Source organism: Bradyrhizobium sp. CSA112, from assembly GCF_029051645.1.
Taxonomy (GTDB): domain Bacteria; phylum Pseudomonadota; class Alphaproteobacteria; order Rhizobiales; family Xanthobacteraceae; genus Bradyrhizobium.
The window spans coordinates 968,209-980,260 of the sequence record NZ_JAACFS010000001.1; the positions used below are offsets into that span (position 1 = coordinate 968,209).

The 12,052-nt window shown below is 62.3% G+C and carries 9 protein-coding genes; 3 read left to right on the forward strand and 6 right to left on the reverse strand.

The features are described 5' to 3' along the window. The first annotated feature begins 67 nt into the window (after positions 1-67). Entirely contained in the window at positions 68-1,843 is a 1,776-nt protein-coding gene (gene aspS, locus GWE18_RS04810; protein ID WP_275184620.1) for an aspartate--tRNA ligase, read from the forward strand. A gap of 220 nt (positions 1,844-2,063) precedes the next feature. Here aspS and GWE18_RS04815 read toward each other — a convergent pair whose 3' ends face one another. Next, on the reverse strand, positions 2,064-4,046 hold the full coding sequence (locus GWE18_RS04815) for a hypothetical protein (RefSeq protein WP_275184621.1): 1,983 nt from the start codon (positions 4,044-4,046) through the stop codon (positions 2,064-2,066). Between the two features lie 259 nt (positions 4,047-4,305). Between GWE18_RS04815 and GWE18_RS04820 the strand changes: the two genes are divergently transcribed. Continuing rightward, positions 4,306-6,615, forward strand: coding sequence for an NADP-dependent malic enzyme (locus GWE18_RS04820; protein ID WP_275184622.1), 2,310 nt, complete (start codon positions 4,306-4,308; stop codon positions 6,613-6,615). Positions 6,616-6,902: 287 nt separating this feature from the next. Continuing rightward, positions 6,903-7,355: a DoxX family protein gene (locus GWE18_RS04825; protein WP_275184623.1), complete on the forward strand. Its 453-nt coding sequence runs from the start codon at positions 6,903-6,905 to the stop codon at positions 7,353-7,355. Between the two features lie 7 nt (positions 7,356-7,362). Here the strand turns inward: GWE18_RS04825 and GWE18_RS04830 are convergent, their stop codons facing one another. From GWE18_RS04830 to GWE18_RS04850, 5 genes are all read right to left on the reverse strand, one after another. Next, entirely contained in the window at positions 7,363-8,781 is a 1,419-nt protein-coding gene (locus GWE18_RS04830; protein WP_275184624.1) for a TRAP transporter large permease subunit, read from the reverse strand. Beyond that, positions 8,778-9,371, reverse strand: a complete 594-nt coding sequence (locus GWE18_RS04835) for a TRAP transporter small permease subunit (protein ID WP_275184625.1) — start codon at positions 9,369-9,371, stop codon at positions 8,778-8,780. The genes GWE18_RS04830 and GWE18_RS04835 overlap by 4 nt, the downstream gene beginning before the upstream one ends. A gap of 70 nt (positions 9,372-9,441) precedes the next feature. Further along, a complete protein-coding gene (locus tag GWE18_RS04840; protein WP_342804220.1) occupies positions 9,442-10,563 on the reverse strand; it encodes a TRAP transporter substrate-binding protein in 1,122 nt (373 codons plus the stop codon). Between the two features lie 129 nt (positions 10,564-10,692). Then, a complete protein-coding gene (locus GWE18_RS04845; RefSeq protein WP_275184626.1) occupies positions 10,693-11,250 on the reverse strand; it encodes a dihydrofolate reductase in 558 nt (185 codons plus the stop codon). 13 nt (positions 11,251-11,263) lie between these two features. Next, positions 11,264-12,052, reverse strand: a 789-nt coding sequence (locus tag GWE18_RS04850) for a polysaccharide deacetylase family protein (RefSeq protein WP_275184627.1), incomplete at its 5' end; no start/stop codon positions are given.

Consider the following 12,052-nt stretch of genomic DNA (forward strand, 5'->3'; position numbering starts at 1 on the left):
CCCTCCCGCAATCCGCGCGGCCTTTGGCCCCGATTCTGACCTCCGACATCTGATTTTTGGGACTTCCATGCATCGCTACCGGTCACATACATGCGGCGCGCTCCGTGAGGGCGATATCGGGCAAACCGCCCGTCTTTCCGGCTGGTGCCATCGCATCCGCGACCATGGCGGCGTGCTTTTCATCGATCTGCGCGATCACTACGGCATAACGCAATGCGTGGCGGACCCGGACTCGCCGGCGTTCAAGGAAGTCGAAAAGTTCCGCTCGGAATGGGTGGTGCGGATCGACGGCAAGGTGCGCCGCCGGCCCGAGGGGACCGACAACCCGGAACTGCCGACCGGCATGGTCGAAGTCTATGTCAGCGAGATTGAGGTGCTGGGGCCTGCGGCCGAGCTGCCGCTGCCGGTGTTCGGCGAGCAGGAATATCCTGAAGATATAAGGCTCAAGTACCGCTTCCTCGACCTGCGCCGCGAGAAGCTGCACCAGAACATCATGACCCGCGGCGCGATCGTCGATTCCATGCGCAAGCGGATGAAGGAGCAGGGCTTCTTCGAGTTCCAGACCCCGATCCTGACGGCGTCCTCGCCGGAGGGCGCGCGGGACTTTCTGGTGCCGTCACGCATTCATCCCGGCAAGTTTTACGCGCTGCCGCAGGCGCCGCAGCAGTACAAGCAGCTCCTGATGATGAGTGGCTTCGACCGCTACTTTCAGATCGCGCCATGCTTCCGCGACGAGGACCCGCGCGCCGACCGCCTGCCGGGCGAGTTTTACCAGCTCGACGTTGAAATGAGCTTTGTCACGCAAGAAGATGTTTTTGCGGCGATGGAGCCGGTCGTCACCGGCGTGTTCGAGGAGTTTGCCAAGGGCAAGCCGGTCACCAAAGGCTGGCCGCGGATTCCGTTTGCGGAAGCCTTACGCAAGTACGGCACCGACAAGCCGGACCTGCGCAACCCGATCGAGATGCAGGACGTCTCCGAGCACTTCCGCGGCTCCGGCTTCAAGGTGTTCGCGCGGATGCTGGAAGACCCAAAGAACCAGGTCTGGGCGATCCCCGGCGTGGGGGGCGGTTCACGCGCGTTCTGCGACCGCATGAATTCGTGGGCGCAGGGCGAAGGACAGCCCGGCCTCGGCTACATCATGTGGCGCGAGGGCGGCGAGGGTGCGGGTCCGCTCGCCAACAACATCGGTGCGGAGCGGACGGCTGCGATCCGCGCGCAGCTCGGCATAAAGGATGGCGATGCTGCCTTCTTCGTTGCGGGCGATCCGGAAAAATTCTGGAAGTTCTCAGGCCTGGCGCGCACCAAGGTGGCGGAGGAATTGAACCTGATCGACAAGGATCGGTTCGAGCTCGCCTGGATCGTCGACTTCCCGATGTACGAGTACAACGAGGAAGACAAGAAGGTCGACTTCTCGCACAACCCGTTCTCGATGCCGCAGGGCGGTCTCAACGCGTTGCAGACGCAGGACCCGCTGACGATCAAGGCGTTCCAGTACGACATTACCTGCAACGGTTACGAGATCGCCTCCGGCGGTATTCGTAACCACAAGCCGGAAGCGATGGTGAAGGCGTTCGAGATCGCGGGCTATGGCGAGAAGGACGTTGTCGAGCGTTTCGGCGGCATGTACCGCGCGTTCCAGTACGGCGCCCCGCCGCATGGCGGCATGGCGGCCGGTGTCGACCGCATTGTGATGTTACTCTGCGGCACCACGAACCTGCGCGAAATCTCGCTGTTCCCGATGAACCAGCAGGCCGTGGACCTCCTGATGGGCGCGCCGTCAGAAGTCACAACCAAGCAGCTCCGCGAGCTTCACATCCGGCTCAATCTGCCGGACAAGGGGTAGGAGCTGAGTTAGCTGCGTCGGAACGGCTCCAAACCCTCTCATACTGAGGAGCCCGCCGAGCGGGCGTCTCGAAGGATGCAGGCCACAGACCGGGCCTCATGGTTCGCCCGGCGATGCGAAGCATCGTCCGGAGACGCGCGGAGCCTGTCATCGGGCCGCGCTACGCGCGGACCCGTTGGCGCTCCTCACCATGACGGACTTGCGATGCAGTAGAGGTAGCTCACAGCCCCGTCGAGGCCGCGATCCGGAATTGAGCCAGCGCAATCAGCGGATCGGTCTGCAACATTTGGAATAGCTGCATCACCGGCACCTTGCCGAGCGGCGTGAGCTTGATCGTGAGTGTTGTCCCCGGCGTCTCGATGAAGCGCGCCACCGAGTCCGCGAGCGCCTCTGCATCGGGATTGCTGATCGCCGTTTTGGCGGCGCTGGCCCTGATGTCCTGGACGATGGCCTGCCGCGCCGCGTCGCGGCTGACGTTCTGCATCCTTGCATAGTGGGCGACCGCGAGATCGACGCCACCCAAATCGCGCACCGTGAGCTCGATTCCGCCGGCCTCGATTTGCGTCGCCATCGCGGCTGCCTGAATCGGATTGATCGAGAACACCTCGCGCGGCACGTTGGCAAGCGAAACTCTTGCGGACGCTTTCAGCATGCCACCAAGCTCGACCGTCGCTGGCTCCAGCACGAATGAGCGTGATGCTTCGGTCCATGCCGTGCCGAGATCGAGATCGATCGCCATCTTGTCGAGGCCCGCGGCGATCAGCATTCGCTGGCCGGGATGCGTCGTGTCGAGTGGGCCGGACATCTTCGCGGTCAGCCGCGCCTTGCTCGGGATCGGTCCGACGAACTGCCCCCAGTCGAGGTTGACGAGGTCGACGTTTATCAGTCTGCCGGTGTTCTTGTAGGGCGCAGTGAAGCCCTTGAGCTCGGCGCCCTCGAGCAGGGCAATCATGCCGAGCGCCTGGTCGGGCGGCGGCGGTTGCGCCGGGTTCGAGAACAGCGCGGTCAGGCGCAAGAGGCCTGCGATATCCAGGCTTTTGAGCGCGAAGCGGCTGAGCTTGATGGGACCCTGCGGCGTACGGCCGTCAAAACCTTCAATTGCAAATTCGCCGGTCTTTCCGTTCTCCAGACTAAAGCGCATCGACGCAAGCTTGAAGCCGCCCTCGGGCATGTCCATCGAAAAGCCACGCATCTCGGCGTTTCCAATGCGCATGCCCTCGTAGATCTTGGCCGCCCGCTCCATCATTTCGCGCGCCTGCGCCGGGGTGGGCTGGGCCGTGCCGGCCGGTATCGTTGCAAGGAGTGCAGCCAGTTGCAGCCGCGAGGGCCGTGCACCGATATCGTCGACCGTCAGCCCGTCGATGCGCACCTTTGGGCCTTGCCCCGAGCTGATCGTATAGGCGCCCGCGGTAATCTGCCGGTAGACGCGGTAGTATTGGTCGTCATTGGCTCGCTGCGGATCGAGGATTGTTGCGGCCGCGACGGCATCGACATCCTGTGCCGCGAGATTTGCAAGGTCGCCGGTGACTTTCTCCGCCTTGCCCTTCGCTTGCGTGGTCCCTGTGAACGTCATTCGGTCGGCAGTGACGGCGGCGATCTTGCCGGCCTTGATGTCGCGCAGCGTGACGTTGGCGTAGGCGAATTCTCCGCTCCCCAGCGCCGGGTTTCCGGAGTTCATGGTGCCGGCGACACTGGGTACCGTGATCGAGGATGCGGTGAGCGCGCCAAGCTGTTCGATAAGAAACCGATATTGGTCGATCATCGAGGGCGATGCCGGCGGCCGCGGCAGGCTTGCCGGGCCGGAAAAATCCTTCGCCGCGATCCGCGGCATCTTGTAGGTGACTTGCCAATCCGCCCCGGCGGTCATCCTGGCATTGAGTTCGAGGTCGATCGCCTCGATTGCATCGGCCGAGAATTGCGCCGCGTCCGGCTGACCGACCCCGGAGGCCGTGATGCTGGCGATCTTCACGCCTACCGGCGGCTGCGAGGCCGATTCAGTGGCGATATCGGCGATCTTGAGCGTGCGGCTGCGCAGGTCAAACGACACCTTGCCGTGGCTTGCCTTGCCGCCGCCAGCACGAATCTGCTCGAACGCGGCCGCAACCTCGCCTTCGATCCGATGCTGCGTGTAAAGCTCGAAGCCGAAGAAGCCGCCCACCGCGATCACGACCGCAGCGGCCAGGCCCATCAGTATCTTGACCATCAGTTGTGCTCCGGACGCCGACATTGCGGGAGGCGAAACTGCCATATGTCGGTCAAGGGAAGGGGGTAGAGAGGAAAATATGCTACCGGCTTTGGCGCTTTCCGTCGATGCCCCCTGTTGATGGGGACGCTTTCGGATGTTGCATCCAAGTGGCTGCCCGTGCTTCACATCCGGGTCAATCTGCCGCAAAACTGACGGTTCGAATAAAGACCAGCCTCGGCACGTAATTCGGGGCCGTGGAAGCCCGTGGGGGGAGTGCATGTCGTCCTATTCTGAAGATCTCCGCTCCGCGGCGCTCGCGTACCACCAGCTGCCGCGCCCGGGTAAACTCGAGATACAAGCCACCAAGCCGCTCGCCAACCAGCGCGATCTCGCGCTCGCCTATTCGCCTGGCGTCGCTGCAGCCTGCACCGAGATCGCCAACAATCCGGCCGAAGCGGCGGCGCTGACCTCACGGGCCAACCTGGTCGCCGTGGTCTCCAACGGTACCGCGGTGTTGGGGCTCGGCAACATCGGTCCCTTGGCCTCGAAGCCCGTCATGGAGGGCAAGGCAGTCCTGTTCAAGAAATTCGCCGGGATCGACGTCTTCGACATCGAGATTGCCGCTGACACCATCGAGCGCGTGGTCGAGACGGTGGCGGCGCTGGAGCCGACCTTCGGCGGCATCAATCTCGAGGACATCAAGGGACCGGAGTGCTTTGAGATCGAGGCGCAGCTCAAGGAGCGCATGAAGATCCCGGTGTTTCACGACGACCAGCATGGCACGGCCATCATCGTCGGAGCCGCCATCGTCAATGGGCTGCTGTTGAACGGCAAGAAGCTGGCTGATGTGAAGATCGTCTGCTCGGGTGCGGGTGCGGCGGCGATCGCGTGCCTCAACTTGCTCGTGTCGATGGGCGCGCAGCGCAAGAACATCTGGGTCTGCGACATCGACGGCGTGGTGCATGAGGGCCGCAATACGCTGATGGATCGCTGGAAGGCGGTCTATGCCCAGAAGACCAATGCCCGCGTGCTGGCCGATGTGATCGGCGGCGCCGATATCTTCTTAGGACTTTCAGCGCCGAACGTGCTGACCCCTGATATGGTCAAGTCGATGGCCGATCAGCCATTGGTGATGGCGCTGGCCAATCCGAATCCGGAAATCATGCCGGAGGAGGCGCGCAAGGTGCGCCCCGATGCCATGATCTGCACCGGGCGTTCCGACTTCCCGAACCAGGTCAACAACGTCCTGTGCTTTCCGTTCATCTTCCGCGGCGCGCTCGATGTCGGTGCCACCGGGATCAACGAGGAAATGAAACATGCAGCGGTCGACGCGATCGCGCAGCTCGCGCGCGATCCGCCGTCGGATGCCGTAGCCCAGGGTTTTGACAGCGGCGAGGCGCAAGGGTTCGGCCCAGGCTCGCTGATCCCGAGCCCGTTCGATCCGCGGCTGATCCTGCGTATCGCGCCGGCCGTGGCGAAGGCTGCGATGGACTCCGGCGTGGCCACGCGCCCGATCAAGAATTTCGAGGAATATACCGCGCTCCTGGAACGCTTCGCGTTCCGTTCCGGCCTCGTCATGAAGCCGGTGTTCGCCAAGGCCAAGACCCAGCCGGTTCGCGTGATCTATGCCGAGGGCGAGGACCAGCGCGTGCTCCGCGCCACGCAGGTCGTGCTGGAAGAGAAACTGGCGCGGCCGATCCTGGTCGGGCGGCCTTCCGTGGTCGAAGCAAGGATCAAGCGGTTCGGCCTCTCGATCAAGGCCGGGCAGGATTTCGACCTCGTCAATCCCGAGGACGATCCGCGCTATCGCTCCTATGTGCAGACCTATATCGACGTGGCTGGAAGGCGCGGCGTCACGCCCGAGGCCGCGCGCACCGTGGTTCGCACCAACAATACCGTCATCGCAGCCCTTGCGGTGGTGCGCGGCGAAGCCGACGCCATGATTTGCGGCGTCGAAGGCCGCTATATGAGCCATCTGCGCCATGTCCGCGAGATCATCGGCTTCCTGCCCGGCGTCAGCGATTTCGCGGCGCTGGCGATGATGATTACCACCAAGGGCTCCTATTTCATCGCCGATACCCAGGTGCGGCCCAATCCGAGCGCCGAAGAACTCGCAGAGATGGCTTCGCTCGCGGCGATCCATGTGCAGCGCTTCAACATGAAGCCTCGCGTCGCGTTCGTGTCACATTCCGACTTCGGCAGTTATGACAGCGACTCCTCGCGCAAAATGCGCCGCGCCACCGCGCTTCTGAAGGAGAAGCATCCGGAGATCGAGGCCGACGGCGAGATGCAGGGCGATACCGCGCTCTCGGCCGCGGCGCGCAAGCTCGTGCTGCCGCACTCCAAGCTGGAAGGCGACGCCAATATCCTGATCATGCCGAACCTCGACACCGCGAATGTCGCCTACCAGATGATCAAGACGCTGGCGGACGCGCTGCCGGTGGGACCGATCCTGATCGGTCCGGCGCGCCCGGCGCATATTCTGACCCCCGGGGTGACAGCGCGCGGCATTCTCAACATGACGGCGGTGGCCGCCGTCGAAGCCCAGGAGCGCGCCGGCCGTCAGCAGCCGACCTTGTTCGGATAGATTCCGGTTCAGATTGAATCAAAATCGGGATCTAGCCTTTTGTTCTGACGCGTTTTCTTCGCGCGAGCCGCTACCGGCCCCGGATCAAGTCCGGGGCTGGCTTCGCGCGAAAACGCTATGATCAAGAAAGCGCCTTGGTTCTGCTTCTATCGGGAGGTCTGGTTGGGGCGCGCGCAGGTTCCTGCGCGGATGGTTTCGATTTGAGCGTTTGAAAAGCGGAGACGAAACGCCCATAATCGTTTCGCGCCGCCTGCTACCTTTGCTTGCAATTCAGTGAGGCCGATCCCATGCCAGCGTTAGTCACCTTCGGGCGAGTTCTGTTCGCCGTCCTCTTCATGTACACGGGAGCGACCAAGCTCTTCGCCATACAGCAGACGGCGGACTTCATTGCATCCAAGGTGACCATTCCGGCGCTGCTTGCGCCCTATACCTCGCAGCTCGAAACTATGGCGGGCATGCCGATGCCGCAATTGCTGGCGTTTGGCGTCGGCGGCTTCGAGATTCTCGCCGGCCTGATGATAGCGGTCAATTTCGGCGCGCGCTTCTTCGCGATCCTGCTGATCTTCTTCGTGCTCGCCACGACCTTCTATTTCCACGATTTCTGGAATCAGCCGGCGCCCGAAAATGCCACGACGTTGATCGAGGCTCTGAAGAACCTGTCGATCATCGGTGCCCTGTTCATGATCGCGGGCTACGGCAAGGGTCCGCGGCCGAATGAGCCGGCCTACGGGGACATTTAAGCCGCGCTCAGAAATTCCGGATCGCAATGCGCGGGCCATCGAGTGCTGCGGCCGCATTCTGCGGCGGCGCGACGTGTTCGATCTGCGCGGTGCGCGCCGCTATCCTGCGCGCCTGCAGCCATTGCGGGAACCACATCGCGATCGCAGGGAAGGCCAGCACCAGGACCACGCAGACGCACTGGATGACCATGAAGTCGGCCATGCCGCGGTAGATCATTCTCAGGTTCCACTCCTTGACGACCTGCTTGAGATAATAGGCTGACATGGCGACCGGCGGAGACAGGAAGGCGGTCTGCAGCACGACCGCGACGAGGCAACCGAACCAGACCATGTCGTAGCCCAGGCCCTTGGCCACCGGCGCCAGCATCGGCAGGAAGATGAACACGATGGCCGGCCATTCGAATGGCCAGCCGAGCAGGAAGATCAGGCCTAGCAGCAGGGACATGGTGCCCCAGGCCGGCAACGGCGAGGCCAGCAAGGCATTGGTCATCCAGGTTGCCGTGCCGAGCCATGAGAAGACCGAACCGAACACGTTGGAAGCTACCGCGAGGAGGAGCACCATGCTGGTCGTTGCAAGTGTGCCGTAGCAGGCATCCAGCAACCCGCGCCACGAGAACCGGCCGTAGGCAATGACGAGGACGATTGACCCCAGTGCGCCAAACGCCGCGGCCTCTGCCGCCGTTGTGATTCCGGCGAGGATGGCGCCGAGGGTCAGGATCGTCAGTACTGTAACCGGCACAAGACCGACCACACACTCCCACAGCACGATCCGCATTGAATCGGGCCGGTCCTCGATCGGCACGGGCGGGCCGAGCTTCGGATTGAAGTGAGAGCGTATCAAGGTGTAGGCAATGAACATGGCGGACAGCAGGAAGCCCGGGCCGAAGGCGGCCGCATAGAGATCGATAATCGAGATATCCAGCACGGGCGCCATGACGACCAGCATCACCGACGGCGGGATCAGGATGCCAAGCGTGCCGCCGGCCGCAATAGCGCCGGCCGACATGCGCACGTCATAACCCGCCCGGATCATCATCGGCCCGGCCATGATGCCGAGGAGCGTAACCGTCGCGCCGACGGTTCCGGCGGCGATGCCGAACAGCGTCGCTGTGAGGATGACGACCACGTAGAGCGCGCCATTGATCGGTGCAAACAGGTCGCGGAACGCTTTGAAAAGTCGCTCCATCAGTCCGGCCTGATCGCAGATGAACCCCATCAGAATGAACATCGGAACTGCGACGAGTTCGTCCTGCTTCATGAGGCCAATGGTCTGGAGGTAGGCGAGGTTGAAGACCCGCTCGCCCATGCCGACGTAGCCGAACATCAGCGCTAGAAACAGCAGCGTGAAGCTGATCGGCAGGCCGATGAAGATCGCTCCCAGCATCACAAGGAGCATGACAAGTCCGAGAAGTTCGAGTCCCGTCATATCTCGATCTTTTCTCTGTGCACGAACTCGCGCCCGAACTGGACCTGGTACCAGCACTTCAGTACTTCGGAGATGCCCTGGATCATGAGAAGAAGGGCTGCCAGGGGGATCGTGGCCCGGAACGGCCACATGATCGCGCGCCACACGCTTTCCTGCGAGCGCTCGCCGGTGTCATAGGAGTGCAAGGCGTCGTCAATGCTGATCAGCATGAATGTGATCATGGCCGGATAAAAGAATAACAAGTAGGAGATCAGGTCGACGACGCCCTTCTTTCGCTCCGAGTAATTCTCCCAATAGATGTCGGTGCGAACGTGTGCGCCTTTCAACAGCGCATATGCGGCTCCGAGCATGAAGGCCGAACCATTGGCCATGAAGCTCGACTCATAAACCCAAACGGTCGGCGCGTTGAATCCGTAGCGCATGACGACCTCGTAGGAGATCGTCACCATCAGAAACAGCATCGTTAGAGCAATGAGCCTGCCGGTCACGTCGGTGAAGCGGTCGATCGCCCGTATAATCGCATAAAAGGCGCGCGGGAACTCGCCGCCCGGATTGCCCGGGACCGAAGCACTGCTGGTGTCCGCCGCCATGATCACTCCTCTTCATACGGTGCTGGCGTCCGGCGGTTCGGACGCCAGCAGCTGCGCTACTACGGAGAGATCATTTCTTGGTCAGGTAGATCTTGTTCTTCCAGTAATACTCGCCGGCAAAGTTGTACGGCGGGAACCAGGAGAGCTTGAACGGCACGATCTGTTCGGCATAGGCCTTCTGACTGTCGATGACCTTCCGATAGAACGGGTTCTTCGCTGCATGCTCGGCCTGAATCTTTTCCCACTCGTCGAGGAAGTTCTTCAGGATCTCGTCGGGCGTGCGATGCATCTGGACGCCCGCCTTGATCAGGTCCTGGCAAGCATGCGCCGTCTCGCGGTTGAAGGCGAAGTTGCGCTGTGTCGTAGCGTAAACGCTCGCCACCTTGATGATCTCCTGCAGATCAGGCGTGAGCTTCTTCCAGACGTCACCGTTGATCATCAACTGGCCGCCGGTGACGGGCTCGTGCATGCCCGGCGTGTAGTAGTGCTTGGCGACCTGGTGCAGACCGAGTTTCTTGTCTTCCTCGCAGTTGATCCATTCGGCGCCCTCGATCACGCCGCGCTCCATCGCCGGCACGATCTCGCCGCCGGGAATGGTGACGACCGACACGCCGAGCCTGCCGTAGGTCTCCGCGCCGATGCCGTAGATCCGGTACTTCAAGCCCTTGAGATCACTGAGGCTGTTGATCTCTTTCTTGAACCAGCCCATTCCCTGCGGGTAGTCGGTCGGGATCGGGAAGCCGACGACGTTCAGCTTGAGGACGTCGCGGTAGAACTCGTCGAGCAGCTTCATGCCGCCGCCGTCATAGTACCAGGCCCAGTAGTCCGAGCCGTCCATGCCGTATAGCGGGCCGTGCGACATCGGTATCGTCGCGGTGTTGCGGCCAAGAATATAGCCGAACGGGCCCATACCGACGTCGAGCACGTTCTTGGAGGTGGCGTCGAACACCTCGAACGGGGGCACGATCGCGCCCGCCGGAAGCGTCTCGATCTTGAGACGTCCGGCCGTCATTTTCTCGACGGTCTCCGCCCACAATTTGAAGATGAGATGGAAGTTCGAGGATGCGGGGTGGGTCGACTGACCCTTCAGTACTAACGGCTTTTCTGTGGTTTGAGCCTGAACCGGCTGAGCTAACACGGTGACCGTTGCAAGAGTCACCGCTGCAATCATGGTTGAAGCGTACCTCAACATGTCGTGGTCCTCCCGATGATGATTTGTATTTTGTTTTTCTTTTCAGGTTGGAACCGCGGCCGCGTACTGTCAAGCGATCTCTGGCCGAGCTGGCTTACGGCGAGGCTGATTGTACGAAAGGATGACGCCCTAGGCGTTGCGCCGCCACGGCGTGACGGTGACTTGGTGGGCGGCGTCGAGCATCTGCGGTTCGCCGGCGTGCAGCCCATGCGCGGCCAGGATGTTCTGCGGAGAACGCGCGGGCACGCCGGGGAAGCAAGGTTCGCCGCCGGGAAGGCGGACATGCGGCGCCACCGAGAGCCAGAACTCGTCGTAGCGGTCCATGAACATGCCGAACACGCCGGGGCCGCCGATCACGGCGACGGTGCCGGCGTCAACGCCGGCATGATGGCAGGCGGCTTCGAACGACGCGCCCGCTGGATTCCATAGGGTCGATTTCGAATTGGCCGGGTCGGGCGCGATCGCGTCTACCTTCCGCGTCAGGATGATCCGCCTGCGCCGCGGCGAGTTCGGCTGGTCTTCGTAGGAATTGCGGCCGTGCAGGATCAGATCGGCGCGGTCGAGGGCGGCTGTGAAGAACGCCTTGTCGCCCTCGAACTTCAATTCGTCAGGCATGACGTTGCGCGCATCCGCCAACATGCCGTCCGCGGAGACGATGACATAGCCCTCGATACGCAGCGCCGGCACGTGTCGCGCCGCGTTATTCCGAAATCGTCTGCACGACGCTGGAAACCGGGCGCGAGCTCACGGTCGGCAGCTTCAGATCCTTGACGATGTCTTCGTCATACTGGGCGATGGTTTGCACCGGCGTCTTGGCGCGCATCGCAACCACCTTGTAGCCGCCGTCCTTCAGCTTCTTCAGAAGCTCGGGCAGGGCTTCCGCGGTGTGCTTCTGGAAGTCGTGCATCAGGATGATGCCCTTGCCGTTCTTCTCGACCTTGCGCATCACGTTGTCGATGATCGTTTGCGACTTGCTCGCCTTGAAGTCGAAGGAATCGAGGTCGCAGGAGAAGATCCCGATGTTGCGGTCGCCGAGATAGGTCACCATCTCCGGCGGGTGTTGCAGCGCGGGGAAGCGGAAGAACGGCGCCGGCGACTTGCCGCCGAGCGCCCATTTCACGGCGCTGAAGCCTTTTTCGATTTCATCTTTGCGCTGCTGCTCGTTCAGCTTCTTGTTGACCAGAGCTGCATGCGACCAGGTGTGCGATCCGATGGAATGGCCTGCCGCCATCACCTGCTTGAGGATTTCGGGATAATAGGTGGCGTGCTTTCCGATCGGGAAGAAGATGCCGGTGGTGCATTCCTCCGCCAGCGCCTTCAAGACCGCAGGCGTATTCACCGGCCACGGGCCGTCGTCAAAGGTCAGAACCACTTCCTTGTCGCGAAGGAAATCGAGCTCCTTGAAATGTTCGAAGCCGAATCCAGGACCGCCCGTGGTATCGATCTCGACGGTGCGGCCGATACCGAGCGCGCTGGGATTGTTGCAGGG